Consider the following 25,912-nt stretch of genomic DNA (forward strand, 5'->3'; position numbering starts at 1 on the left):
GGAGTTATCCACCTGGCTGCAGATCCTGGGGCTCGAGCAGGGCCAGTAACGGAGCCAGGGGAGGCAAGGGTTCTCCCGCCAGCAGCTGACGCACCCGATCCTGAAGCCATTCCTCGAACAGCTCCCCAATGATGCGGGAGCGCAGATCGTCGTTCAAGCGGGCGGGCTGGAGTTCATCCAGCCGCAGCACCACCCAGACAGCGCCGGCCTGAAAGGGGGGCCAGACCTGACCCGGCCGCCCCACCCGCAGGCGGCGCACCAGGCTGGCGTGCCCCGCGGCCAGGGGCAGGGGGCCGAGGCGGCCACCGCTGTGGCGCTCGGAACCGGTGGAAAACTCGGCGGCCAGGCTGGCGAACTCGGCTTCGCCGGCCAGGAGGCGATGGTGCAGCTCTTCCGCCAGCTCGCGGCTCTGCACCCGCAGCAGGGAATAGACCACCTGATCGAGCTCCAGCTTGCGCTGCAGGAAACGGGTTTCCACTTCCTCGCCCCAGCGCCGCTGGCGGAAGACCTGCAGCCGATGCTCGCGGGTGGCCAGAAAGGAGAGATCGGCCAGGCTGAGCTGGTGCTGCTCCAGCCACTGCTGCAGGGCTTCCTCATTGCTCACCTGCCGCGCTTCCAGATAGGTGCGGATCAGGGCCTTCTCCTGGTCTGGGGCCAGCGGGATCGCTTCCACCAGCTCCTCGAGCACCCAGGCCCGGGCCAGGGATGGCCCCAGACCCTGGCGGCGCAGCAGGCGATTGGTTTCGCTGAGGGAGAGGAAGGGGCGCCCGGGGGCGAGTTCCACCACGGCCGGTTCGGGCAGGCCGGAGAGGGGTTCGGGCATGGCCCGATGGGGAATGGGCAGGGGCTGGGAAGAGGTGGTCATGACGCCACAGGGTCCCGCCTGGGCAGCTGCAGGCGCCCAAGGGCGTCGGCCATCAGGGCCAGGCCCCGCTCGCGGCTCCAGGTGGAGCGGGCGTAGCGGAAGGAGGCGGCGCTCATGGCCTCCCAGGTGGTTGCACAGGTGTGGAGTTGCCGCACCGCCTCGCACCACTCTGCCGGGGTGCGGGCCAGGAACACCTCCTGGCCATGGCGCAGGCCGGTGGCCTCGGCCGCCAGGGGACTGAGCACCTGGGGAATGCCGTGGGCGGCGGCGGCCACCACCTTGCCCTTGATGCCGGCGCCGGAGCGCAGCGGCGCGATGAAGATGCGGTGGCGCTCGTACACCTGGGCGGCCTCGGCGATCCAGCCGGCCGCCACCACGCCGGGATGCGCGCCCCAGCAGCCGGCCAGCTCGGGGGAGAGGCTGCTGCCATACAGGTGCAACGTGAGGGAAGGATCCTGCTGCAGCAGCAGGGGCCAGACCTCCTCGAGGAAGGCCTGCACGGCATCGCGGTTGGGGGGATGGCCGTAGCTGCCGAGGAAGGCGAGGCCCTGGCGCCCCTCCAGGGGGGCCGGCTGGGACGGCGCCTGCACCACCCAGGGACAGGCCGCGGTGGCGGCTTCGCCGAGGGTCTCAGCCTCGAGCACGCCGCGCTCCACCTCGGAGTAGCTGAAGGTGAGGTGCACCTGGCGGATCACCGCGAGTTCCTGCTGCTTCACCTCCTCCACGGCGGCGAGGGCCACTCGGGCGGCCTCGCCGCTGAGCTGCTCGGCCCGGGCGGCCCGCAGCTGGCGGAGGTAATGGAGATCGGCATTGCAGAAGAGCAGCTTCGCCTGGGGGGCATGGCGCTGCAGCAGGGGCAGGGCGGTGAGGGCCACGGTGTAGCGGGTGAGATACACCAGCTCGAACTCCTGGCCGCGCTCCTGCAGGAAGCGCTCGAGCGAGAGCACGAAGGGGGCATGGAGCAGCTCGATGCCGCGGCGCTGCAGGTCTTCGCTGTAGTTGCCCAGCCAGGCGAGGTTGAGGGGCAGGAAGGAGACCTTCCAGCCGAGGGCCTGCACCAGCTCCATCTCCACCAGGGCGGCGTGGCTGCCGGCATCCAGATCGGGGCGGGGGGTTTCGGCATCAAGAAAGAGGGCACGGCCCACGATGCCTCGATCCTTGATCCGATCGGCCTCCTGGCGGCTGGGCTCCTCGGGCCCGTCAAAGGCCGCGGCCCACTTCCGGCGGAACAGGGGCCCGTGGAGCTCCTGGTAGCGCTTCAGGCCCGAGGCGGTGGTGGGATCGGTGCCGTTGCTGACGCCCTCGTGATGAATCACCCGGGAGAGGGGGGCGTAGCGCACGCTGAAGCCGGCCTGGCGCACCTTGAAGGCCAGGTCGGTGTCTTCGTAGTAGGCGGGGGAGAATTCGGGACTGAAGCCGCCGAGCTGGTTCCAGAGCTCGCGGCGGATGGCGAGGGCGGCGCCGCTCACGTAATCCACCTGGCGGGCGTAGGCGTAGCGGGGGTCGCAGGGGTTGCCGCCGCGGCCGTAGTTCCAGGGTTCGCCGTTGCCCCACACGATGCCGCCGGCCTCCTGCAGGGTGCCATCGGCCAGGATCAGCTGGGCGCCCACCACACCGGTATCGGGCCAGCGCTGGAAGGGGTCGAGCAGCTCCTCCAGCCAGGCGGCGCAGGGTTCGGTGTCGTTGTTGAGCAGCACCACGAGGCTGCCGCGGGCCTCGGCCACGCCGCTGCAGCAGGCCTGGTTGAAGCCGCGGGCGAAGCCATGGCGCACCAGCCGCACCCCCGGAGCTTCAGCGGCCAGGGCCTCGGCGGTGCCATCGGTGGAGCCGTCGTCGACCACGACCACCTCGAAAGGCACGCGGGTGGGGGCATAGGCCAGGGCCGCGAGGCAGCGGCGGGTCACGGGGTAGTGGTTGTGCACCGGCACCACCACGCTCACCAGGGGCTCAGCGGCGAGGGGAAGGGAGAGGGGCCGGCGGGGCACGGGGCTGCCATCGGGCCCGGGTTCGGTGGGGCCGGCGGCCTCGCGGCGGAGAGGATGCTCGAGCAGGCGTTGCAGCAGGGGCAGATCGGCGGGCAGGGGGGTGGCATCGGCATCGGCCCAGGCCAGCCAGGTGTGGAGGCTGCGGTAGCGCTCACGGGCCAGGGGGGCGAGCTGATCGGGGAAGGGGGGGCGGCAGTGGACCTGCAGGGCATCCCAGGAGGTGAGCTGGAAGGGCAGGAGTTCGAAGCGCTGATCCAGCACCTCGCCGGCCGCGTTCTCGAGCTGCAGGTGATGGACGCGACCATCGCAGACATGGCGAGGCAGCTCCAGCTGGAAGGGCCAGGCTGCGGCGGTGGGGGTTTCCGGTGCAGGCAGGGGCAGGCCGATGGCGCCATCGAGGCGCAGCTGCAGGGGCTCGGGGCCCTGGCCCCAGCCGGCCAGCAGCCCCCCCTGGCGACCACTGAGGCCACCGCCGCGGGCCGCCCCCTGGTGGCGCTGCTGGGCGATGAGGCGGTAGAGCCCGGCATCGAGCCGCAGCGGACTGCCCGACAGCTCCCAGCGCCGCTCGGCGTCGAAGAACAGGCGCACCACCAGACCCTGGGAATAGGGCGGCAGGGGATGGGCCGAAGTCCACCAGAAGCGGAAGCCGCAGGGGGCGGCCAGGCCCTGGTCCTGCAGATCGGGGCGCGGCTGCTGCGCCACCAGTTCGGCCAAGGTGCGGAAGGCGCCGGGCTGGAGCAGGTCTTCCAGCACCAGCTGCAGCACGAGCGGAGGAGCCTCGGGCGCCGGCGGCCAACGGCTGGCCCAGCCGTGCAGCCCATGGGTCGCATCCCAGCCTTCGAGGTGGCCAAGGAAGGCGCCCCGGCGCCACTCGGCCAGGCCCATGGGCAACGCGGGGGGCATGGAACCCGTGCTGGAATCGGCTGGCATGACCCTATGCCCTGCAGACACCGTGTCGAGCGCGCCCCGGAACCCACCGGCTGCCCGCAGGGTTGGGTCTGGCGTGTGGCTGCCCCTGGCCCAGCTGCGGGCGCTGCCCCTGTCCCCCGGGGCCCTGCTGGCCCTGCTGAACGACCTGCAGCGGACTCCGCAGAGGAGCGGCCCGATCGCCACAGCGGAGGAGCTGCTGCTGGAGATCGCCAACCTCACCACCCAACAGCTGCGCCGGGCCCTGGACGAGCGGGAGCTGGAGCAGGCCCTGGAGGCTCTGGAGGCCCTGCGGCAGCATGTGAAGGCTCTGGTGGCCGCCCAGCCGGAGAAGGCGGAGCCGTTCTGGAGCCGCTATGGCGAGCTGCTGGCTCAGGTGGCGGTTCGCGTGCATGGGGCCGTGTTCGGAACGGATGGCGAGGCGGCCCTGGAAGGCGAACGAAGGGCTGGGATCTGCTGGGACGTGAGCCAGGCCCTCGAGGCAGCGGCCTCCCTGCCGCTGGTGCCACCCGAGTGGCTGCCTGTGTATGAGCAGCAACTGGTGCAGGAAGGGGCCCTGGCCTGGCGCGATCGGAGCGAGGCGGAGGCCGGGGAACGCAGCCTCGACCTGTTTCTGCGGCTGGCGGAGCTGCTGGATCCAGCGCCGGAATGGGTGACCCTGGCCTGCCGCGACCTGCTCCAGGCCCGCCTCGAGCCCCTGCTGCAGGAGGCGGAGCTGGATGGCGAAGCCCTCGGCCCGGTGCTGGAGCGGCTGGCTCGGCTGCGGGTGCTGCCCGAACGGCAGGAGGCCTTTGCCGCCGCGGTGCTGCGCGCGAAGCTGGCGCTGGAGCTGATCCAGATCCAGCGGGGGACGGGCCGGCAGGACGGGCTGGAGCTGGTGGAGGCCGAGTGGCTGGATGCCGACGTGGATCCGCCAGGTCGCCCCGAAGCATCCCTGCCGCTGGAGCTGGTGCTGTGGGGCAGCCAGGCTGACTCAGAGCAGCACAGCTTTGATCTGGCCCCTTTTGTGGATGGCGACCTGGAGGGAGCCGCTGCGGCACTGGAGGCCTTCCTGGAGGACCAGCGGCGGGCCAGCCAACCGGCCCAACGCGCGGCTCTCAGCCTGCAGCGCTGCCTGCAGCAGGGGGACGCGACGCTGAGGCTGACCGGCGTGGCCGTGCTGAGCCAGGCAGCCCAGCAGTGGCAGAAGGCCCTGGAGACCCGCTGCCAGCCGCTGCCGGCGGTGGCGTGGAGGCAGGGCATGGTGGTGGAGCTGGAGCCGATCGAACTGGTGCTGCTGCTGCAGTTGCAGCAACGGCGGCCGGCTCTGGAGGAAGCCCTGGTGGCGATGCGCCGCCGCCATCACGACACAGCCTTCTGGCAGGAGGCCAATCCGGAGGGGCCGATGGCGCTGTGGTCTGCCGAGGCGGTGCTGCGGGAGTGGCATCGGGCCGGGGGCTTCTACGCCAGTTCCCATGCCCCGATCGAAAGCCTGCTGCGCTGGGCTCAGCCGGCCCTGGCGGCACTGCAGCAGGCCCAGGGCTGGAGTGCCGAGGCGAGCAGCCAGGCCCTGGCGCTGCCCTTGCTCGAGGCGGGCGGCATTGTGGCCACCCCGGGCGAGGGCTCCCTGGCTGAGAGCCTGGGGGGGCTGGAGGTGGTGTATGTGGGGGCGCGCTGGGAGGCGGTGCAACGGGCCCATCGCGACGGGCAACCGTTCGTGGGGGAGGCCTTCGGCCTGCGCTGCCTGCCGGGGCCGAGCAGCTGCCATCCGATGCGGCCCGCCGCCGGCTTTGAAGACAGCCTGGCGGACTGCGGGAGTGCCGTGGAGCAGCTGCACCAGCAACGCCCGTTCGACGTGCTGCTGGCGGAGTGCGGCGCCTACCGGCTCCCGCTGGCCCTGGCGATGCAGCAACGCTTCGGGGTGCGCACGGTGTGCGGCGGGGGAAGCGTGGCCGATTGGTTGCAGGGGCGTTGCATGGAGAGCGCTGGCGGCCTCGATGCGCTGGGGTCGCCCCAGGCGTGAAACCGATGTTGGCCATGACCACCGAACTGAAGCCATGGGCTCAGATCGAATGAATCACAAGGCGAGAACAGGCTCACCGCAATCGTGCAACAGCAAGGCGGCCTGTCGATCAAACGTGACCAACAGATCAGCCCCGAGGGCCTGGCCGGCCGTGGCAATCACCCCATCGGCAAAGTCGCCCCCAGCCGCCAACAGGCGCAGGCCGAGCTCAACCGCCGGGCGATCGACCACAACGGAGCGCGATCGCATCAGCGTCTCGATCGCCAACACACAGTCTGCACCGCTGAACCGATACACGCGTCGCAGCACCCAGACGAGCTCACACAGCACCGGCAGCGGCACAGCGATCAACTCAGCTTGTTCGAGAACAGCGGAGGCTGCGCGGGCCTGATCTGGATCGTCCTGAACCAGGGCACGGACCAACACGTTGGTGTCGGCAGTGAGCTTCACAAGCCAGCCCAGCCTTCGGCGACCGCACCCTTGAGCTCATCCAGGGTGGCCCGCCGCGTTGTGCGACCAGCCAGCAGACCAATAAAGCCGCTGATCTCGCCGGTGGCACGCTCCGCGTGAAGCTCGAGACGGCCGCCGGGAAGCACTTCCACATCAACCCGCTGGCCAGGCTGAATGCCGAGATGCTGCAGAAGCTCCTTACGCAGGGTGAGCTGCCCCTTACGGGTCACCGTCAACGACGCAGCAGACATCGCTTGCCCCCTCAGCAGGCTCCCAAGGTAATGCAAAACAGCCTTACCATGTCAAAACCGCATAACCTCCCACCCCATGCTCGTGCCGGCGCTGGCGATCACGGCATCGGCAGTGGCCGGGATCGGAATTCCCGCTTGCACTACCGAAGAGGAAGAGGTTTTCATCACCAGAATTCGTGGGGAGCGACTGAAAAGCGCGCGCGTCGCTCGACAAAAGAGCGCATAGCCTGAAAGCCACACCCCCCCAGCACCTCCATGACCCAGCAGGCCTTCGAGCGGGGCGACTGGCAGGCGGTGATCGAGGCCCATCCGCTGGAAAGCCACGATCCGGCCGAATGGCTGCGCTACGGGGCGGCGCTGCTGCACACGATCGAGCCGGGAGCTGACCAGGCCAAACAGCAGCAGCAGGCGGCACTGGCGTTTCTGCAGGCGCAGAAGGAGGGAGCTTCGGCGGAGGTGGTGGACGCGGCCCAGCAGCAGGCGGTGCGGCTGAATCTGATCGAGGCTCTGCGCCATGCGGCGCTACTCCACCAGCCTGGCTGAGCCTTCCTAAGGTGAGGTGAGATTGACGATCAACCGTTGGTGCAGGCCCCGGAGCGTCCCCAGTTGATGCCGAGTGAGGGCGTGCTCGCCCTGCACGACAGCCAACACAGCTACGCAAGCTTTGAGGCCTTCCAGCCGGTTCTGGCGGAGCTGCTGCAACAGGGGGCCCTGCTGGCCGACTGCATCCAGGTGACCCAGGCGCTGGGGATCCTGGAACCCTTCAGCGGGGAGCACATCCCACCGGAGGCGCTCCAGATCCAGGGGCCGAACTACCGCGAATCGATCATCGGCAATGGCCTGCTGAGCCGCAACCGGGCTGTGCTGAAGGTGCTGGAGCAGAGCTACGGCTCGCTGGAGGCACTGGCCCAGAAGGATGTTTACCTGGTGGAGGCCCTCAGCGGCTTTGCCCTGTGGCTACGGCGGAAACTGGGGAACGAGCGAATGGTGTGCAGTGAATTCCTGGAGGATGCGGAACTGCAACGCCAGGACATCGACCACCAGGACCTCTGCGCCCTCAGCTTTGCGGATGCCAGTTTCGATCTGGTGCTCTGCAACGAACTGTTCGAGCATGTGCGGGATCTGGATCTGGGCTTCCGTGAAATCGCCCGAGTGCTGAGGCCAGGCGGACACCTTGTGGCCACCTGCCCGATGGCTTTCGGGCAGCAGGAATCAATCGTGAAGGCGAAACACAACCCCCGCAGCGGCAGAACGGCGCTGCTGACTTCCGCCGAGTTCCACGGGGATCCGATCCGCCCCGAGACAGGCTCACTGGTGTACCGGATTCCCGGCTGGGAACTCACCCATCAGCTGCAGGCATCAGGTTTCCAGGAGGTGGCGGTGCACCACATCGCCAGCTGGAAGCACGGAGTGCTCGGCAGTGATCTGCCGGGCGTGCTGGTGATCGAAGCCGTGCGCTGAGCGGAGCAGCCCATGGCCCGCGACCCCCTGGCCTGGCTGCCGCTGCTGCGCCACTGGACCCACTGCCTGGGTGGTGGAGCCCCGGAGCGGATCGCTCAGATGGGCGATCTCTCGGCCCTGCCGGATCTGAACCTCGCCGCCCTGCTGCCGGGAGGGCCCGGCTGGAGTGATCTGCAGCGCTGCCTGCGGCACGATCCAGAAGGTGCATTCCGGCTGCTGTATTACGCCCTGGCGCTGCGGGGGCTGGAAACCCTGCCGGCGCCGGATCAATGGGTGGCGGAAGGCAGCGCCGATCCGCCGCAGATCTCGGTGCTGATCCCGGCGCACAACCACTGGCCGCTCACGCTCAACTGCCTGCGCAGCCTGGTGGCGGCGGCCAACACCGTGCGCTTCGAGGTGATCCTGGCCGATGATGCCTCCAGCGATGCCACCACCGAGCTGGGGCGCCAGGTGCCCTGGCTGCGGGTGTGCCGCTCCGAGCGGAACCAGGGCTTTCTCGACACCTGCAACGCAGCCGCTGCCCTGGCCCGCGGCGAGGTGCTGCTGTTGCTCAACAACGACACCCTGGTGGGGGACCACTGCCTCGAGGGGTTGTGGGGAAGCCTGGAGCGACACCCCGAGGCCGGCGTGGTGGGCGCGGCGGTGTGGGGGGCCAACGGCGGCCCGCTGGAGGTGGGCGGCATCGTGTGGAGCGATGGGGAGGTGTGGAATCACGGGCGCGGCTTTCCGCCGGAGCACTGGTTCGCCCTGGCCTATGAACGCCAGTGCGACTACGTGAGTGGCTGCGCCCTGGCGATCCGCCGCTCCCTGTGGGAGGAGCTGCAGGGCTTCGATCCGCGCTACCGACCGGCCTACTGCGAAGACACCGACCTCTGCCTGCGGGTGTGGCAGGCAGGCCATACGGTGCTGGTGCAACCGCAGGCCCGGATCCTGCATCTGGAGGGGCTGAGCCATTCGCGCCGAACGGACACCGGCCTCAAGCAGCACCAGAACAGCAATCTCGAGCGGCTCCGAAGGGAGTGGCAGCAGTGGATCGAGGTTCGCCAACCCTCCCCTGGCACGCCCTGGTTTGTGGCGGCGGATCGATCGCTCCAGAGCCGGCCTCCCGCCCTGCTGTGTGAGCCAGATGAGCAGAAGCTGGAGCTCTGCAGGCAGAGGGGGTTTCAACCCATGGCCTGGCAGGAACACACCCACTGGCAGGAGCAAGGAGTGTGCTGCCTGCCGGCGGAGTGGCCGGGCCTGGACCGCTGGATCGCGGATCAGTTGAACCTGGAGGCCGTGGGCCCCGGAGACGAAGCGAAGCTTCCCTTCCCAGACGGCCCCAGCCCGTGCCTTGCCTACCCGGCTGGGACAGGCTGGGCGTGCGTGTGCTGGCCAACAGCAAGGGGCTCGAAGCGGACGGCTGGATCGTTGCCGGGAATCGGCTGCTGCTCGATCTCGACCACTCAACTGGCGATCAGGGGGTGCTGGAGCTTGATCTATACCTTCCTGAGGGGGAGGATCGAGAGGCCACCCAGCAGGTGAGGCTCCACCTGGCGAGCAACAGGGGATGCAGGAGCCTGCAAGTGTTGCTGCATCCAGGGATCAATGCGATCTGCCTGCCCTGGAGCTGTGATCCGGTATCAAGAACAACCATCCTGCAACTTCAGGGCGAAGCCTCGTGGACAGGAGACAATCCCTCTGATCACCGCGCCCTGCTGGCGATCCTCGCCCGGCTGGACTGGAAAAGCGGTGAAGTTGCAGCAGCAGATTCCCATTCCCAGTGATCGAGGATAAGCTCCTAGCGCCGGTGCGCAGCGCGAGCGAGAGCTGGATTCACACGATGCAGGGGCCCCGGGTGTTCGATCGATCCACGCTGCAACGGCAGCTTCTCGATTCCCCAGAACAGCCGGATCTCTGGACCGAGTGGGTCCGCATCAGCGAAGGCACTCCCGGTCGGGCGGACAGGATGATCAAGGAATCACCGCCCGCCAGACAACCTGCTGCAAAGCCACAGGTTGCCAAGCGAACTAAACCTGCACTGAGGCAGCCACCCTCTGCCGCTGTGCCGGCATTGTCTTCGGTGCAACCCTCCGATCCCCGCCCGCTCAAGCGCCGTTTCCATCCCGAAGGAAGCGAACTGGCCGTCTCGTTGCGAGAGCAGCAGTGCGAAGAACTGCGCAAGCAGGTGGCGAGCGGCGCTGATCCCCAGGCGATCCTTCGGAGGATCGGATACGACATCCTGCCCACGCTGATCGAGAAGCTGGACCCCCAGGATCTCTATGCCCTGGGCCATGCTGCCTACGAAAGCCATCGGCACGACCTGGCCCACCCACTGCTGGCGGCAGCCGTGGCCGCTGGGGAGAAGGCAGGGGATCTGCTGCCTTGGGCCCAGTTGTTTGCTGCGCTCAGCCTGCGGGCATTGGGCCAGCTGGGAGAGGCGAAGATCCGGCTGATCGAGATCGTGGAAGCAGAGCAGGCAGAACAGGGAGCCATCTCGCCTGTCACCAGATTCCAGGCCGGCCTGGCGCTCTGCTGGATCCACCTCGGCGAAGGGAATCGATCCACAGCAGGGGAATGCCTCCAATCCCTAAGGCAGTCTCCCCTCTGCTCCGAGAACCTGCACGAGGTGGATCTGCTGGGCCGGGTGATCTCTACGCTGGAGTGGCTGGAAAGCAACCCCCGCGAGGAGCTGAAGCACACGGTAGACCGAGCCCAGGACGCCGGCATTGTGGCTGCCATCGATGCCCTTCGGATCAGCCCATGCGGCACGCTCCTGCAGTTGGAGGGATGGGTGGTGGACCCCAGCAACCAGTTGCGGGAGTTGTGCCTGGTGCGGGGAGAGCGTGTATGGCGGTTGAATCTCGGCGAAGCCAGCTACTTCAGCCGGCCAGACCTGCACGAGGTTCTCCAGCGCTGCCACGCCAGCAGCGATCTCCATCCAGGGCTGCGCCTGCAGCTTCTGGCCATGCCGGAAGAAAGGCTGAGCTATCAACCCGGCGAGGCAGCTGAGCTCTTCGTGGTGCTCAGAAGTGGCATGCAGTTCTGCCTGCGGCGCGGCCTGCAGAGCACCACGCTGGGCACAGAGCAGCTCAAGCAGGTGCTGGATACGGCCATCGCCCAGCCCACCCGGTTGCAGGCGCCGATGCTGTTGCATCGGGCTCGAGAAGCATGGAGCCAGCAGCTTCTGGCCAAGCTCGAACAGCCGGGTGAACACCAATCCTTCAGCGTTGGCTCCCCTGAGGATCCAGAGCTGAGTGTGGTTGTGCCCCTGTACGGCCGGTTGGACTTCATGGAGTATCAACTCAATTGGTTCAACGCCTGGCGCAGGCGGAAAGGGAACCAGATTCCGGCGATCCAATTGATCTATGTCTTGGATGATCCCCGGCTGAACCAGGAGTTTGATGCCCTCACAAAGCGCTGCCAAACGCTTTACAGCGTGCCGTTTGAAACAATCAAGAATCAAGCGAATCTGGGTTTTGCGGGCGCAAACAATAGCGGCGTCCAACTGGCCAAGGCTCCACTGCTGCTGTTGCTCAATTCCGATGTGCTGCCGGCCAAGGATGACAGCCTTGAGTTGATGCTTCGTGCCATGCAGCAACACGGCGAAGCCATTGGCGCCCTTGGAGCTCGCCTGCTGTTCGACAACGGGGCGATTCAGCACTGCGGCATGGAATTCGTGACCGAGCCCGATCTCGATGGCGATCTGAGCTGGCTTTGGCTCAACGAACATCCGCTCAAGGGGGTCAATACGGGGTATGGCCACCAACAACAGCTGGAGCTCCAGGAAGTGGAGGCCGCCACGGCCGCCTGCCTGATGCTGCGCACGGATCTCTACCGCGAACTGCGGGGTTTTAGCAGCCACTATGTTGTGGGAGATTTTGAGGATTCCGATCTCTGCCTCAAGATTCGCAGCATGGGGCTACCGATCCTGGTGGACCTCGCGGCCGTGTTCCATCACCTGGAGCGGCAGAGCGTGGGGATAGGAGATGAGAATCACAGCCTCAAGGCCAAGGTGATGACCGCCAATGCGATCACCCATCACCAGCGCTGGTGCAGTGCGATCGAGCGCATGAAGCGCGCAGGGATCACAACCCCATGAATGTTCTGTACCTGATCCACGGCCACGAAAACTTTTCCGTGGGAGGAGCCGAAAATGCCGCGTTCTCCCTCTTCCGCGAGATCCAAGGCAGGGATGGAATCAATGCCTGGATCCTGGCAGCCGTGCACACCAGCAAGGAAGTGCTGGCCCATGGTGAGCTGCGCAGCGTGGAAGGCACAGACCGGGAATATCTGATCGGCACCAGCTGTGAGTGGTTTCGCTTCACCAATGCCCACATCTCCAGCATCCGGCGAAGCCTGCAGAGGCTGCTGGGGCATATCAACCCTGATGTGATTCACCTGCAGCACTACGTGCATTTCGGGATCGACATCATCCCCCTGCTGCAAACCCTCTGCCCCAAGGCAAAGATTGTGGTAACTCTGCACGAATACCTTTCCCTATGCCGGCACAACGGCCAGATGGTGGCCACCCACACCTTGAAACTCTGCGAGAAGGCCACACCACTGGCCTGCTCGATGTGCTACCCGGAAAACAGCACCAGCGATTTCTTTCTGCGGCATCACTACATCCGAACCATTCTCGAGAGCTGCGATGCGCTGATCAGCCCGAGCACATTTCTGATCGATCGCTACCGCAACTGTGGCATCGATCATCCCAACTTCCTGATGATCGAAAACGGCCTCCCCAACCATTTCAACTTGAGCACGAGAGATCGGGTCTGCAGCACGTTCTCAGACAAGCTGAATCGGTTTGCCTATTTTGGCCAGCTGAATCTCTACAAAGGCCCGCTTCTGCTGCTGAAAGCCGTGTACCTCCTGCAGGAACAGGGCATTCAGAACTTCACGGTGAACATCTATGGCGCCAACCTGGAACAGCAGCCAGAGGAATTCCAGGAGGAATTCAAGCTCTTTCACGACAAGGTTCGCGATCGGGTTCTGCTCAAGGGCAGCTACCGGCAATCTGAGCTCGAAACCCTGATGCAGGAGAACGACTGGGTTGTGGTTCCCTCCATCTGGTGGGAGAATTCCCCCGTGGTGATCCAGGAAGCGATGTACTACGGCAGACCGGTGATCGGCAGCAACATCGGCGGAACCGCCGAAAAGGTGAATGGCCACGGCGGCCTCACCTTCACGGCCCGCAGCGAAGGCGCCTTGGCTGGCGTGCTCGAAAAGGCGATGGGGAATACGTCGTTGCATCAAGCCTTGAGGCTTGAGATCCCCCAACCCATTACTGCTTCAGATTGCGCAGACATACACAGTACCCTTTATCGCCGGCTCCTCGCAGAGGCTGAAGCTCCTTTTGCAACCGCCAGATGACGAAAACATTAATTGTACATATTGGCACCGGGAAGACTGGATCGACAGCGATTCAAAAGCATCTCTCGAAGATCAAGAACAACCTCGTCAAGGATGATATTCACTACTTTGGCCTAAACCTCGAACACATACCGTTAAAGGCTGCATTCCCATGGCAACAGCCAGGTGGAATAGGCATCCTGCAACGAATGCCTACCGAGAAAGCCAGAGCAGAACTTGAACAGGTACTAACCGAGAAGCTAGCTCAATTGGGCCAGTCAAGCACAGCCGTTTGGAGCAACGAATCAATTTACGAGCGACCAGAGCTGTATATTCCGTTGCTCCAAGGGCTTGAATCCAAAGGCATGTCAAGAGTTCGAGTGATAGCCTATGCGCGCAACATGCAGGCCTACATTTTAGCTGCATACAAGCAGTGGGGAATCCGGCACAAGACCAATAAGGGGCCAATCATGGGATTTTCAGAATGGGTGCGCACACGGAAAAGCTTTCTTGAATACGGCAAGAAAATGAGCATTTGGCTCACAGCCTTTGGTGATTTTTTCAGCCTTTACAATTACGATTGCATAGATGATGTTGTAGAGCATTTTCTCGTTCACATTCCCGGCTCCAAGCCCCATCTCCCTGGACCCAGAAAGCAAAGAGAGAATGTTTCACCCACCGAAGCTTCCCTCGCTCTTTATGCGCTGTACAACAACCAGTTCATTGAGCCGGCACTCCCGGATGCCGTCTCAGCACTGCTCAGCAAGTACGAGCTAGAAAATAGTCGACTACAAGCATTGTCACTGTCTGGACTTTATCCATCCCCAGAGGAAGTCTCACAAATCGTCAGAATCTTCTCGGAAGACATGAACCTAGTCAATGAGATTCTTGATAGCAAGGGCCAGCCTATGCTTCAGGATCCAACTGCCTCACTAGCGGTTAGCTCGCCCTCTGAGCTTGATGTCTTGAAAACAATTGCCTCAATCCTGCTGGAATTGACCATAAAGATTGACAAGCAAGTACAGGTCTTAGCCGATCGAGTGGTCCTCCTCGAACGCGCCAATCAGCGCAGGAATCACGACCATGAGAAATAAGATACAAACCAAGCCAAACAAGATTATAATCAGTATTTCGACCCATCCCTACCTAGTGGCCACCAATGAGTGAATTAGCTTCGTCCATCCTCAGGGGAACTGACAATGATTTGGTTCTTGAAGGGAAAGATGGATTTCTCTTCCTGAGCGGCGGCCGCCACAGTCCTCTCCGATTCGCCCAAGCTAGTGCTGCGGTAAAACCGGAATCCTTGCGACACTTCTGGGCCAATATTCAACGGCGCCAGGCACAGTTAACGCGCCGAGGCATCCGCTATGCCCACCTGATCGCTCCGGATAAACATTCAGTGTGTCAAGAGGTGTTTCCCGTGGAGGTGCAAGCATACCTTGGTGATGAATATCTTCAAGCAGCCCCAGTTGAGGCACTTAGAAGCTGGGTGGTATATCCGCGCCAGCTGTTGGCCGACAATTACAGGCAAAACTGCTATCGAGTTGACACTCATTACCGACCCTCAGGCACCCTCTTGATGACAAGGGAATTGCTGGTAACCACTTTCGGCGAAGAGGGAATCAACTTGACTCCGAATGCTGATCATTTACAATTTAAATACCAGAGCAATTGGTCTGGCGATCTCGGCTCCAAGCTCTCCCCTGCTCGTTACGAAGACTGTGAACGAATTGTTCTTCCCAGATCAATCAGCTGCTATTCCAATAGATTGGCCGGCGGCAACAACGGCATCATTGACTTATACATCAATCGCAACTTCATCACTGCAGATGCTAAACCTGCTGGTTTAGGGAGGGTTCTGGTTAGTGGCGACAGCTTCGGAAGAGACATTGCACGCACCCTTTCCCTGATCAGCCAGGAAGTACTGTTTGTGCGCACCCCATTCCTCCATGTGGAACTGGTGGATGCTATGAAGCCTGATGTGGTGTTTACGCAGAATGCCGAACGCTATCTTTCTGGAGTGTCTTCGGATGAGGCTCGGCCCGTGTTCTTCCTATATCCATTCTTAAAGCAAAACGAATATGTAGTTGACTCGGAAACGGCATATGCCCTGTCTGCGATACTTTCCTATGGAAGGCCACCCTATGAGGCTTTTCTTGAAGAAATTCGCAGCAAACCACTCTCATGTTGATTCGAGACTACTTATGGGCACCTCAAAATTCGGAATCTGCGGGATCCGGCAATTTAGATTTATTTCCCCGACAGGCCAAGCTTGAGTGCTCGGGCTTGGTAGGATCCATGTTTCGAGGTGCCCTTATTTTAAGATGCCTAGTTATACATGGCTGCAGACAAGGAAGCTAGTATCACTCTTTCATCATCCTCAATGAAGCGCAGCTTCAGCGAGCCAAGAACCGGTTTAGTAGCAGCCTTCAGTTGGCGTGAAGGCTGCGCTAGTATCAACGAGTCTAAGGAGTACGGCAATGCAGTTTCACCTTCCTGAGCCGCCTTATGCAGCATCACGAAGCATTCCATTGGCGAAGACACTTGAATATATTTCCAAAAACGATGGTCTCCCCATTGTTCTTTTGAATAATGACGGCAGCCTCTATGGAGTTGTCTCTAGTGGAGATATCGCTAAACATCTCGCTCGCAATTCAGAAATTGCATTAAGCAATATCTCCGCTCAAGATGTTGCAAATAAAACACCTATCATTGGTCACATTCAAGACAGCGTCGAAACAATAGAAGGTCACTTCTCCCCGAGTATTAGGGCGCTTCCAGTTGTTGACTCATCAAGGCGTGTGGTAAGAGTGGTAACAGATCAGCTGCCATTTTTAGAAATAGGGGCACATCGCATTTGCACATCCAAGCGACCTTTTCTTATCGCGGAAGTTGGCGTTAATCACAATGGCGACATCAACGAAGCTTACTTCTTAATTGAGGCAGCCGCCAAGGCTGGGTGCCATGCAGTCAAGTTTCAACATAGAAGTCTACATCTATATAATCTAGACTATATAAATAGCTATGATCTTGGGACTCAATATATTATTGCCGAGATTGAGCGTACACGCCTTTCCATTTCAGAACTTTCGGATAGCTGCAATTTTGCAAGGGATTTAGGCTTAGAAGCCATTGTCACGCCTTTTGATGAAATTGCACTCAATGACATATTAGAATTCGAATGCAATCCGTCGGCTCTAAAGATTGCTTCCTGCGACTTGACGAATCGAGGTCTTATTAAAGCTTGTGCAGAAACCGATAAGCCACTCTTGCTTTCAACAGGAATGAGTTATGAGCGCGAAATCCGAAGCACAAGCCAATATCTGCAAGCTCTCATGGTAGAACATGCATTTCTTCATTGCAATTCAACATATCCGTCCCCACCTCAGGACTCGAACCTTTCTTATATACCTCGCCTCAAAGATATTACAAGAACAATAGTAGGGTACTCGTCACATGATGGAAATCCGATAATACCCATAAGCGCCGTATTGTGCGGAGCAAGCATTCTTGAATTTCATATTACCCGATCCAGAGATTCAAAGGGAACCGATCACAAAGCTTCTATTGAAGTTGAAGATCTCCCCGAGTTTGTCGATAATTGTTCACTTGTATATCAATCGCTAGGTTTACCTAATCCTCGTACTCCTTCTCAAGGCGAGCTAGCAAATCGACAGTCGCTTGGCAAGAGCCTTGCCCTGCGTGAAGATAAACCATCTGGCTACTGTGTTACAGCTAATGATCTTCATCTGATATCTCCTGGTTCAGGATTGGCAAGTGACCAAATAACTCAGATACTTGGTAAGGAGCTAAAACAGGATACAGCTGCAAATAAGCTTCTTACAACCTCCGACTTCGTCAACGAAGAAGATCAATTATTCACAGAAGATCTGAGACCCATAATCTCAGGTCTTATTGCTAGAGGCTACATTCCCGGCATTCCCGTTAGATATCATGACGTTAAGGTTATGCAAAAAATCTTTAATGTACCCATGCTTGAATTTCACATGTCTGATCGTGATTTAGCCCTCAATCCCGCTGACTATGTTGATCATAGCCATGAGAAAACCCACCTTATTGTACATGCTGTTGAGCAGTACGAAGATGGCTTTATTCTTGACTTAGCAAGTGATGATCCCAAGATATTAGACCGCTCATTCAATGAAATTACGCGTCTCTGTCTCCACGTCGACAAACTCCGGAAATATTTCTTACCGTGTGAAAAGGTACAAGTAGTACTCAATATGGGTGGTTTTACCCAGGATGGTTTTCTCTCCTTGGCAGAGTACGAGGAAGCCCTAAGACGTGCATCCATGTCTATTGAACGAATATCTTTGGAGCACCCAACTTATAGTTTTTTACCTCAGACGATGCCACCTTTCCCTTGGCATCAAGGCGGTCGTAGCTTTCATAATCTACTCACAAGTCGCCAGCGAGTTGCCGACTTCTTAAAGGCATCAACAACCAATATATGTTTTGATGTTTCGCACACAGCCCTCTCTTGTGCATACTTTAATGAAACCATTGAAGATCATTTGTCCGTCATGGAAGGTCGCATATCACATATTCACCTTTCCGATGCTCAGGGAGTCAATGCAGAGGGATTAGAAGTCGGAGAAGGCTCTATAGACTTCAAGAGCCTACATGAGTATATTACCAAATCAGATATCAACCTCTTTCTAATTCCCGAGATATGGCAAGGTCATTTAGATAATGGCTATAAATTCTATAGTTCACTTGTCCGTTTCTACGAACAAATTAGTCGCTAACCATCAACCCTCTTCCTAATGCCATCCAATCCACCTAGTTTCATTGCTCTTCTCCCGCTTCGCGGAGGCTCACAAGGAATACCTAGAAAAAACATTCTACCTTTTAGGGAAAAACCATTGTTTACTTGGTCAGCCAATGCAGCCATTTCTGCAGGAATTTCACTTGTTATTTCAACTGATGACAGTGAGATCAAGAGCTATATTAAGAAATATACTCCCACTGCGAGAGTGCTAGACAGACCAACAGAGTTAGCCACCAACATCGCAAGTACAGAAAGTGTTATCAGTCATTTTCTAGACAATACAGAATGTGATCATATCATACTACTTCAAGCCACTTCGCCAATGACATTATCATCACATTTGACTGATGCCATGACTCTTTATCTAAAAGAGGGCTGCAAGCCTCTAGTAAGTGGCACTAGGCAGCACACTTTTCATTGGAGTGAAGACGGTAATCCAATAAACTATGACCCAAGGTCTCGACCACGTAGACAAGATTGGAATGGAACATTTATCGAAAATGGAGCATTCTATATATTTTCACGGAACGATTTTAAAGCTAACCAAAGTCGATGTGCACCACCCTGCACTCTTTTCGAAATGGAGGCTATACACTCTATTGAGATAGATACTCAGTTTGATTGGCGATTACTAGAGACGGTAGCCAACGCAATACAAGGAAAAACATGATCCATTGTCCACTGCACAAAATCATCTAATTTAATTTTGTATGACGTATCCGCTGGATGCACTGATGAGTCATGAGGCTGATCTTCAATGATGTGTGATGGCACCATTAATGATTTTCTATGAATATGAGTCTTCAGCAAACCTTTGCCACGATTACTACAATGTACTATCCCTGGCAAAGCACAGATCCTAGAAGGCACAATAGAAGCCGTAAATCCACTTGTAAAAGAGAATGAACAGCCTAAGGCTTCCAAGACTTTTTCCTCATAAGATATACCAATAAGACTTCGTACTAGACAGTCGGGATAAGCTTTTCTTATCGCTTTCATTATCGCTTCATACTCAGATGAATGAGACTTATATACTGATGGCTCATTTACTTCTCTTGCTTTTGAATCCGAGTCAGAGGAGGAGGTCCACCCGTCTACAACTATTTCGCTGAGACTAAACTTATCAATTAGCAAGCCTGCAAGAACAAGCATTACATCTAGCTCATTTACAAGCGATCGCTTTCCTGATGTTAGCCCTAGCCATATTTTAAAATTCCCTGCAGATGGAACCACCTTGGAACGGCAGCTACTACCTAACAATTCAAGATCTAGTTTGCGATTAAGATCATCATCGAAAGGATTATACTTATGAGCAGCTTTAAGGAGAAAGATTGGATTACCGGTGGTAAGCTCTAAAAAGGGAGACTTCATTGTAGAAACCAAATTAATATTTCTTACAACTGAAGGGAAGGCATTTGAAGGATTAAACCAAAGAGAGGATTCTTTACACCAAGCTGTAGTACCAAGAGCAATGCCATTATTCTGTATTGCAAGGAGGGCAGAGTGCCCGAAGCAAATCGTATGCAACGGGTTGGGAAAGGTAAAGTTTAAGCCCCCAAAAGTTGGGACAGACATGAGGTAATTCTCGATATCTGCAAAATTCCGAAAAACAATATGAATCATATTGGTAAACATTTGAACCTGTAGTCTCCCATCAATGAGTACCAACAAACTAAGGTCGTCAAAAAATACCGCTTCTAATGAGAAATTTCGCTGTAATATCGCGATCTCGCCAAATTCTAAGTGCTTGCCAAGCAACCATGTACTATCAGCTGTAGTAAGACTATGGCAACATTCAAACCCAGATGCACTCATCACTGGATTGTTGGCAGCTGATGCTGCGAGATCAAGATACAACTGGTTTGAAGTCAGAGCGAAAATCCATCTCAGTATTGAGGGGTGAAGGCTAATCGGATTTTGCTCATAAGTCTCCGACTTAGTTATATATAATGAAACTGATGCACTAATATGCTCTTGTAAATCCGATTTTAGGGTATTGGGCGATGATGGATTGAAAGTCTGAAATAGGTTATTGAAAATAGAAAGCATGAGCTGGAGGCAATGGGTTCATGTGATCATTAGCTATTTATGCATAGCCAGCAAGCTTTTCATATATAGGCATCATCTTGACTTGGTGCTCAAGGCTGCATAGCATAGTCTCGTCTCCCCTAAGAAATGCTGCTGTCTGCAGATAAAGACCAGGCTTATAGGTGGCATCATACATGCTATTCAAAGGTACAGGATTGACATCAATGGACCCAATGCTTGAGGTTGCAAGCGTTTCAAGTGGCCTTAATATGTAGCGCTTTTTAGGCGAACAAACTTCGACCCCCCATCGTCCTTGCGACTCCCAATTAGCATGGTAGCTAAATAAAACTCCGCTATCAGTTATGCCAGCCCCTACGAAAGCAGAGGAAGTTGGATGCCATGGCAATCCACCACTATGATATGTTGTCCATTGAGATGGATTGCCACACAAATAAAATGCAAGATCAATTACGTGAGATGAATTGGAAATAACCAGCCTTTCCTTGGCTTCGTCGGATGCTGTCCAAGGCACGATTTTATGAGGCCATTCAGTAAACTCAAACGTACAGCTTAGCGCCCCTCCATCGGCTGCTATCATTGCTCTAGCATATTGAACAGATTCATAGAATCTACGATTATATGCAATCCATACTTGACACCCTTTGCTTTCAGCGGTATTGAGTAAGTCTGATATTTCAGAAGCAGAAAGAGCACCTGGTTTTTCGAGTAGAATATTGCGTGTACCTGCATTTATGAGGGATATACTTACTTTGGAAAGGTTTTCAAAGCTGACTGCCACTATTGCATTTGCTGGTGTTCCGCATTTCCCAAGATAATCCTCAATTCCTCTCGAGTAAACCTTTTTGCCTACTTCTGACTGGATGAGGGCGCAAGACACGGGATTACGGCCTACAATATCAAAGTCGCAATCTAAATCCAGAAGTACATTTGCGTGAGCGAGAGCATGCGGGCCAGAGCCTATTAGTAATGTTTGCATTGATTGAAAAAGCTTAGGTGATGGGAACGATTTGATCTTGGGATCGGTGGGATGCGTTCCAATGAGTGATCATGCTTTTCAAGAATACAGTATGAAGGTCAACTGATACCTCAAGCGTAGGTAATTCGCAAATGCCATGTACTAGTATATTGTCAACGAGACTTGAGGTCATTTCACTTTGTAGGGGCATCTTGCCAGGGAGAGAAAATCCTAAAGCATTAGAAATGCTACCATTTTCTTCGTCTACTCTCCAGCAGGTCATTTTATCGGTTATTTGATATGTGTACATTGGACGGCCATTGGCAGAGGAGGTAATTATGGCTCTTGAGCCCCTTGCAAATATGGCTTGAATGGTGCCGAAAATTTCCCAGTTTCCCTTTCGTTTGGCAGAATGCCATTCATCGGATAGACCAGAAGTATCCAAAGAAATCAGCTCTTCTGATGAGAGCCAACTTAACAAGTCTAGAAAATGGATTGTATTGCATGCTAGGCCCCAGGGGCCACCTTCAACTTCAAGAGTCAGTGGGCTACCAGTGAATATGTGTTGCTTAAAGTTTTGATGCCAAGGAACTGCACGACGATGTGTATTGACCCAACATTGAGAGTCGCCAGAAACACTGTCTTTTATGCGCTTAAGGCCATCTATGCTTTGTGCTAACACTTTTTCTAGTATCCAGTATCTTGGCCTGAATTTACTGGAAATCAAATTGACGACCTCTGGACGAAATTCAGCAGTAGTTGAAATTATTGCCAAGTCTATATCATGAGGGAAGTCTTCAATATATTGGGAAAATACTATGTTATGGTTACATTCAGCATCGGCAACCTCTGACCATCTTGTCTGAGCGGTCGCTAGTGATTGAACCGATACGTCATGCACATATATATTTAGGAGTTTATTGCATTTGGCCAGGCCTTGAATGTATCTCGAGCCAAGTTGACCGGCTCCAGTTACTAAGACATTGGACCTGTGTGCTGGCTTAATCATGGTGCTTGTTGAGGGATTAAACAAGAAGTGTGATTATACTCTTTTCCGCTGGAGTGTGTCTGCAAAAGAAATTGCTGATTCATTGAAGATTCTGATATATTCCTTGCCGGCGGTCAATATGCCGGCACGCAATGTCCACATTAACTGATTAGAATGAATCTGAATCATTTTTTCTAGTGCATTAGAGGGCTCAAGTTTGTTGGCATATATTTTCTGCAAGAAGGTTAGCCACTTGTAGCCTCCTTCCCAGGTTTTCCACCTCACCGTAACAGAGGAGATTGATTCTTCCATGCCCCATCGGTCCTTTTTAGATTCTTCTTTTATACGAAAGACAGGATTCCCGCGATTAATTACTCTCGACGAGCAGCCATTGACAGGATATTCGACGTAGATTGCCCAAAGTAGAGCTTGATGAGGGTATAGATGGACAAACAAGTTTCCTGGATCCGCTTCTGAATACTCATTCATGAGGTGGATTATTGGTCGAACACTATTAATTCTATAGCATATGCCACTCATATACGTAGCAGCCCTTATGGCACCGAAATTGAGCTTTCCATCTTTGGTGTCTCGTTGCGGCATTCGTCTCGTTCCGGAATTCGATGTTGAGGTGATAATAGCGTGAGTCTCATTCAGCTGAAGACTTCTATTAAGCGTGTCCAGTTCCTCGAAGTTTATGCTATCTTCGTCACTCATAAGTAAACCCCACTCTGTCTCACAGGCGAGGAGTGTATTGGTTACGTTTGAATAAAACGTTGGCGTATTATTAATCCGGCATGTGTAGCCAGGGTATTCATATGAAGTTATCGCTTCATGGGTTCCATCGCAGGAGCTGTTGTCCGAAACGAGTAGGTTAATCTCACCATTTTTCAAAACCACTTCAAAGTCTTCTATGGTTTTACATATTTGATCTTTTCTATTGAAGGTTGGTACGCAAACTGTCGTGTTCATCGAGGTGCACCTACGGATTTTATATTATCGTGGTTCTTGATTACCCAGCTGGCTCCGCAGACGGCAACGATTGGAATCTTATTCTCAGATCCTCGACCGGCCTTGCCGCCCGTGCACTCTCTGCCGAGGTAGGCATCATCCAGCTGGATCTTTCCCCGCAGAACGTAGGACTCCTCCCGCTCACTCATGGCCCTGAGGATCTTGTTGTGCAGCAGCCAGGCGGTGTCGTACTTGACGCCCAGATGGCGGCTCAGCTCCAGAGAAGAAATCCCCGTCTTGGCCTGGCCGATCAGATAAAACGCGAGAAACCAGGTCGTCAGGGGCAGCTTGGTCGCCTGCATGATCGTGCCCGCGGTAAGCGTCGCCTGATGGCTGCAAGATCGGCACTGATAGTGCTTGAGCCGCCTGCCATAGACCAGTACATGCTCCTGGCCGTTGCAGCGTGGACAGCGGAAGCCATCAGGCCAGTGCGCCTTCTCCAAGGCGGCCTCGCATTGCTCCTCAGAGCCGTACTGCTTCAGGAACTCAGGCAGCGAGAGCCCCTTCTGGAACTGGATGTCGTTGCGCGCCATGCCTAAACCAGTACTTGCATACCACTCTAGTGGCGCTCCAGCCGTCTGCGGAGCCAGCTGGGTAATCAAGTCCCCGCTTGCCCGCCAAAATTCTTCACAGCCACTTTCTGTGTAACCGAGGCAAGTAAGCTAAGACCCAGCTTTTTCAAAATCAGTGCCTAAGCTTTATCTCCATGTTGGCGCTGGCAAGACAGGCACTTCCTATCTTCAAGCCCAATGCACTCTTCAACATGAGAAGCTTGCTGAGAATGGTCTATGGTACCCCATCACGGATCAGCTGCTCCGTCGAGTTAGGGCCCGCAAGGTAACTAGCGGAAATACTGTAACGCTTTTGTCCTGGTTCTGTCCCCAGCATAGCAAGGTTCGAACGCAGGGCATATCCATTACGCCTGAGCAAGTGAGCAGATGGATTGAGGAGCAAGTTACTATTGCTGATGGACGCAATATCTTATTGTCCAGTGAGACTTTGCAGTTTGCCGATCCCAACAGAGTCAGTATCTTTGCGGATTTGGTCACGAGACGTGGATACGAAGTGCTCGTTGTCTTCTATGGTCGCCATGCGCTTGATCACGCTATATCGAATTATCGTGAGCACTTGCAGCGTGGATTGCTTGGCATGAGCGAGACGAATGAGCCGGTGAATTTAGACAATTGGCTTACGAAGAATGTGGTTCCCTTTGCGCATACGCTCAATGTTTATTCTCAAGCACTCTCCGACTCCTCTGTCATCGTAAAATCTTACGATTATGCGAAGACCGATCTGCTGACTAATTTCTTGGAGATCATGGGCGTACACGGTTTTTCTGGGGCAGCTAGCAGCACAAGGAATGATGGAGCGGTTGTCAACCGATCTCTGACTGTGGTCGAATCGAGGTTTATGGAGCTTGCACATGGTGTTCTTAGTCCTTCACAGATTGCTTATCTTGGATCTCTATTGGTAGCCGCGACTCCTTGCGATGCCGCGATTAAAGGCCCTCGTTCTTTTAAAATAGGATCGGCCAGCTTGGATTCCTTCGAGAGGCGTCATGCCAAAGCGTTTGCATATATCAACTCTCGGTGGAGCTCATCCCTTGAACAGCAGCTTGAGGTGATTCCGACAGGCTTTGTGAATGATGCTTCGGAAGTGCGGCTAGAGAACCTGCTCGATTTCGCTTTTCATGCGCTTGCACTTGGTCTATTGCCTTCTGTTTCCCCGAAGCCTATGCCTGTTCGAAAAACGCCTTGATGATTCTACTGTCGTATTAAGAGTTTGCTGAAAAACCCGGCCATCCCTGCGACAATGGGGCAACTGCTCACCCTTTGATGCGAGGTCAACAGGAGCGCAGCGGCTCACTGTTCTCCTACGTCTCGATCGAGGATCGGATCCCGGCTACTCATCCGCTGCGGCGGATTCGCAAGCTGGCGGACCAAGCCCTCGATCGCCTGAATCCCACCTTCTGTCAGCTCTATGCCTCAGAAGGCCGCCCTTCCGTGCCGCCGGAGCAGTTGCTGTTGGCCTCGCTGCTGCAGGATTTCTATGGAATCCGCTCGGAGCGGCTGTTGCTGGAGCAGCTCCACGCTCAAGCTTCCGATTCTGCCGAATCAGCTCCTGATTCTTACGTTGCAGTTCTCGTTGATCAGCCATGCTCGGAGCGCTGGGGCCATTCGCATCCTCAGCGGCCTGGCGCCAACGGGCAACCTGTTTCGGATAGAGACCTCGCTCGCGGCAGAAGCTCCCCAGTTCCGTTCCGCTCAGTCCTGCGGTCTGGATCACGGCTGCCAGCTTGTCAGCAGCGCTCCACTGCTCCGGTGGACGGTTCGTCGCAGGCACCGGCTGGCCCTGCTTCTGCCACTGGCTGCGCCAGTTGTAGATGGTCTGCGCCGTGATCCCGGTGTCGCGGGCGATCTCAGCCACGCTCTCCCGATTCGGAGGGCTCATCCGCAGGCGGACGGCCTCCCGCAGAGCGGCGACATAGGGCGGTTGCATGGTCGTCGGGTGGGCCCCCAGGTGGACGGGTCAAACCGAGCGGACTTCTTTGCTGACACTGGGGGCGTTCTGCTGCAGCCAGTGCAGGCCGATGCGGGCAAAGCTCAGCTCAGCCCACGTTTCCAGTGCGGATCCACCAGCGGTCGGCCAGATCAAGGGCGCCAGGGGACTGGATCGCTTCCGGTTGCGGGGCCTGGAGAAGGTGAACGGGGAATGGGCGCTGATGGCCACCACCCACAACCTGCTGAAGCTGTTCCCGGTCTCGATCACCCCGGCCTGAGGGCCAATTTCAGTTCGCTCGGCCTGAGATCAGGCAGCCCCGCATCTCAGGGGCTCCATC

19 protein-coding genes and 4 pseudogenes are annotated in these 25,912 nt (G+C 57.0%); 13 read left to right on the forward strand and 10 right to left on the reverse strand.

Annotated elements, in window-relative coordinates; translation table 11 throughout:
* Positions 1–4: 4 nt before the first annotated feature.
* Both H8F26_RS13085 and H8F26_RS13090 read right to left on the reverse strand, forming a co-directional pair.
* Positions 5–865, reverse strand: a complete 861-nt coding sequence (locus H8F26_RS13085) for a peptidylprolyl isomerase (protein ID WP_197154614.1) — start codon at positions 863–865, stop codon at positions 5–7.
* The gene (locus H8F26_RS13090; protein ID WP_231605192.1) at positions 862–3,753 is read right to left on the reverse strand and encodes a glycosyltransferase; all 2,892 of its coding nucleotides are present in this window, start codon (positions 3,751–3,753) and stop codon (positions 862–864) included. The genes H8F26_RS13085 and H8F26_RS13090 overlap by 4 nt, the downstream gene beginning before the upstream one ends.
* 100 nt (positions 3,754–3,853) lie before the next feature.
* Between H8F26_RS13090 and H8F26_RS13095 the strand changes: the two genes are divergently transcribed.
* A complete protein-coding gene (locus H8F26_RS13095) occupies positions 3,854–5,779 on the forward strand; it encodes a hypothetical protein (RefSeq protein WP_197154616.1) in 1,926 nt (641 codons plus the stop codon).
* A 54-nt stretch (positions 5,780–5,833) separates the two neighbouring features.
* Here H8F26_RS13095 and H8F26_RS13100 read toward each other — a convergent pair whose 3' ends face one another.
* Positions 5,834–6,229, reverse strand: a complete 396-nt coding sequence (locus H8F26_RS13100; RefSeq protein WP_197154617.1) for a type II toxin-antitoxin system VapC family toxin — start codon at positions 6,227–6,229, stop codon at positions 5,834–5,836.
* Positions 6,226–6,480, reverse strand: a complete 255-nt coding sequence (locus H8F26_RS13105) for an AbrB/MazE/SpoVT family DNA-binding domain-containing protein (protein WP_197154618.1) — start codon at positions 6,478–6,480, stop codon at positions 6,226–6,228. The genes H8F26_RS13100 and H8F26_RS13105 overlap by 4 nt, the downstream gene beginning before the upstream one ends.
* 255 nt (positions 6,481–6,735) lie before the next feature.
* Here H8F26_RS13105 and H8F26_RS13110 point away from each other — a divergent pair, with 255 nt between their 5' ends.
* The 9 genes from H8F26_RS13110 to H8F26_RS20200 all read left to right on the forward strand — a co-directional run bounded on the left by H8F26_RS13110 (position 6,736) and on the right by H8F26_RS20200 (position 18,740).
* The gene (locus H8F26_RS13110; RefSeq protein WP_197154619.1) at positions 6,736–7,023 is read left to right on the forward strand and encodes a hypothetical protein; all 288 of its coding nucleotides are present in this window, start codon (positions 6,736–6,738) and stop codon (positions 7,021–7,023) included.
* Positions 7,024–7,062: 39 nt separating this feature from the next.
* Positions 7,063–7,941, forward strand: coding sequence for a class I SAM-dependent methyltransferase (locus H8F26_RS13115; RefSeq protein ID WP_231605630.1), 879 nt, complete (start codon positions 7,063–7,065; stop codon positions 7,939–7,941).
* Positions 7,942–7,953: 12 nt separating this feature from the next.
* Entirely contained in the window at positions 7,954–9,465 is a 1,512-nt protein-coding gene (locus H8F26_RS13120; protein ID WP_197154621.1) for a glycosyltransferase family 2 protein, read from the forward strand.
* 538 nt (positions 9,466–10,003) lie between these two features.
* Positions 10,004–12,022 (forward strand): glycosyltransferase family 2 protein, encoded by a 2,019-nt coding sequence (locus H8F26_RS13125; protein WP_197154622.1) that lies wholly within the window; start codon positions 10,004–10,006, stop codon positions 12,020–12,022.
* Positions 12,019–13,299, forward strand: coding sequence for a glycosyltransferase (locus H8F26_RS13130; protein WP_197154623.1), 1,281 nt, complete (start codon positions 12,019–12,021; stop codon positions 13,297–13,299). Before H8F26_RS13125 ends, H8F26_RS13130 begins: the two co-directional genes overlap by 4 nt.
* On the forward strand, positions 13,296–14,372 hold the full coding sequence (locus tag H8F26_RS13135) for a hypothetical protein (RefSeq protein WP_197154624.1): 1,077 nt from the start codon (positions 13,296–13,298) through the stop codon (positions 14,370–14,372). The genes H8F26_RS13130 and H8F26_RS13135 overlap by 4 nt, the downstream gene beginning before the upstream one ends.
* A 65-nt stretch (positions 14,373–14,437) precedes the next feature.
* Positions 14,438–15,469, forward strand: a complete 1,032-nt coding sequence (locus H8F26_RS13140; RefSeq protein ID WP_197154625.1) for a hypothetical protein — start codon at positions 14,438–14,440, stop codon at positions 15,467–15,469.
* A gap of 289 nt (positions 15,470–15,758) precedes the next feature.
* Positions 15,759–18,047, forward strand: a complete 2,289-nt coding sequence (locus H8F26_RS13145; RefSeq protein ID WP_197154626.1) for an N-acetylneuraminate synthase family protein — start codon at positions 15,759–15,761, stop codon at positions 18,045–18,047.
* An 18-nt stretch (positions 18,048–18,065) separates the two neighbouring features.
* The gene (locus H8F26_RS20200) at positions 18,066–18,740 is read left to right on the forward strand and encodes an acylneuraminate cytidylyltransferase family protein (RefSeq protein WP_197154627.1); all 675 of its coding nucleotides are present in this window, start codon (positions 18,066–18,068) and stop codon (positions 18,738–18,740) included.
* On the opposite strand, the gene H8F26_RS13155 is transcribed toward H8F26_RS20200, so the two are convergent.
* The 5 genes and pseudogenes from H8F26_RS13155 to H8F26_RS13175 form a co-directional block, all read right to left on the reverse strand.
* Positions 18,683–19,927, reverse strand: a complete 1,245-nt coding sequence (locus H8F26_RS13155; RefSeq protein WP_197154629.1) for a hypothetical protein — start codon at positions 19,925–19,927, stop codon at positions 18,683–18,685. The genes H8F26_RS20200 and H8F26_RS13155 overlap by 58 nt on opposite strands.
* A gap of 229 nt (positions 19,928–20,156) precedes the next feature.
* Positions 20,157–20,996: a hypothetical protein gene (locus H8F26_RS13160; protein WP_197154630.1), complete on the reverse strand. Its 840-nt coding sequence runs from the start codon at positions 20,994–20,996 to the stop codon at positions 20,157–20,159.
* Between the two features lie 112 nt (positions 20,997–21,108).
* Complete coding sequence (locus tag H8F26_RS13165; protein ID WP_197154632.1) at positions 21,109–21,975, reverse strand: hypothetical protein; 867 nt, start codon at positions 21,973–21,975, stop codon at positions 21,109–21,111.
* 141 nt (positions 21,976–22,116) lie between these two features.
* Entirely contained in the window at positions 22,117–23,034 is a 918-nt protein-coding gene (locus H8F26_RS13170) for a glycosyltransferase family 2 protein (protein ID WP_197154634.1), read from the reverse strand.
* 62 nt (positions 23,035–23,096) lie between these two features.
* Positions 23,097–23,606, reverse strand: a pseudogene (locus H8F26_RS13175) (IS1595 family transposase); the annotation flags it as partial.
* Between the two features lie 397 nt (positions 23,607–24,003).
* On the opposite strand from H8F26_RS13175, the gene H8F26_RS13180 reads away from it, so the two are divergent.
* Together H8F26_RS13180 and H8F26_RS13185 are read left to right on the forward strand one after the other, a co-directional pair.
* Positions 24,004–24,831, forward strand: coding sequence for a hypothetical protein (locus H8F26_RS13180; RefSeq protein WP_197154636.1), 828 nt, complete (start codon positions 24,004–24,006; stop codon positions 24,829–24,831).
* Positions 24,832–24,908: 77 nt separating this feature from the next.
* Positions 24,909–25,163: pseudogene (locus H8F26_RS13185) on the forward strand (transposase); the annotation flags it as partial.
* Positions 25,164–25,236: 73 nt separating this feature from the next.
* On the opposite strand, the pseudogene H8F26_RS20205 reads toward H8F26_RS13185, so the two are convergent.
* Positions 25,237–25,572: pseudogene (locus H8F26_RS20205) on the reverse strand (transposase); the annotation flags it as partial.
* Positions 25,573–25,708: 136 nt separating this feature from the next.
* Here H8F26_RS20205 and H8F26_RS13195 point away from each other — a divergent pair.
* A pseudogene (locus H8F26_RS13195) lies at positions 25,709–25,852 on the forward strand (transposase); the annotation flags it as partial.
* Between the last annotated feature and the right edge of the window lie 60 nt (positions 25,853–25,912).

The organism is Synechococcus sp. CBW1006, from assembly GCF_015840525.1.
In the GTDB taxonomy this organism is placed as follows: Bacteria; Cyanobacteriota; Cyanobacteriia; order PCC-6307; family Cyanobiaceae; genus CBW1002.

Excerpts from the sequence above, each read along its gene's own strand:
- H8F26_RS13085 (WP_197154614.1), bottom strand. The coding sequence starts at position 865 with ATGACCACCTCTTCCCAGCCCCTGCCCATTCCCCATCGGGCCATGCCC.
- H8F26_RS13090 (WP_231605192.1), bottom strand. The coding sequence starts at position 3,753 with ATGCCCCCCGCGTTGCCCATGGGCCTGGCCGAGTGGCGCCGGGGCGCC.
- H8F26_RS13105 (WP_197154618.1), bottom strand. The coding sequence starts at position 6,480 with ATGTCTGCTGCGTCGTTGACGGTGACCCGTAAGGGGCAGCTCACCCTG.
- H8F26_RS13110 (WP_197154619.1), top strand. The coding sequence starts at position 6,736 with ATGACCCAGCAGGCCTTCGAGCGGGGCGACTGGCAGGCGGTGATCGAG.
- H8F26_RS13120 (WP_197154621.1), top strand. The coding sequence starts at position 7,954 with ATGGCCCGCGACCCCCTGGCCTGGCTGCCGCTGCTGCGCCACTGGACC.
- H8F26_RS13130 (WP_197154623.1), top strand. The coding sequence starts at position 12,019 with ATGAATGTTCTGTACCTGATCCACGGCCACGAAAACTTTTCCGTGGGA.
- H8F26_RS13135 (WP_197154624.1), top strand. The coding sequence starts at position 13,296 with ATGACGAAAACATTAATTGTACATATTGGCACCGGGAAGACTGGATCG.
- H8F26_RS13140 (WP_197154625.1), top strand. The coding sequence starts at position 14,438 with ATGAGTGAATTAGCTTCGTCCATCCTCAGGGGAACTGACAATGATTTG.
- H8F26_RS13145 (WP_197154626.1), top strand. The coding sequence starts at position 15,759 with ATGCAGTTTCACCTTCCTGAGCCGCCTTATGCAGCATCACGAAGCATT.
- H8F26_RS20200 (WP_197154627.1), top strand. The coding sequence starts at position 18,066 with ATGCCATCCAATCCACCTAGTTTCATTGCTCTTCTCCCGCTTCGCGGA.
- H8F26_RS13170 (WP_197154634.1), bottom strand. The coding sequence starts at position 23,034 with ATGAACACGACAGTTTGCGTACCAACCTTCAATAGAAAAGATCAAATA.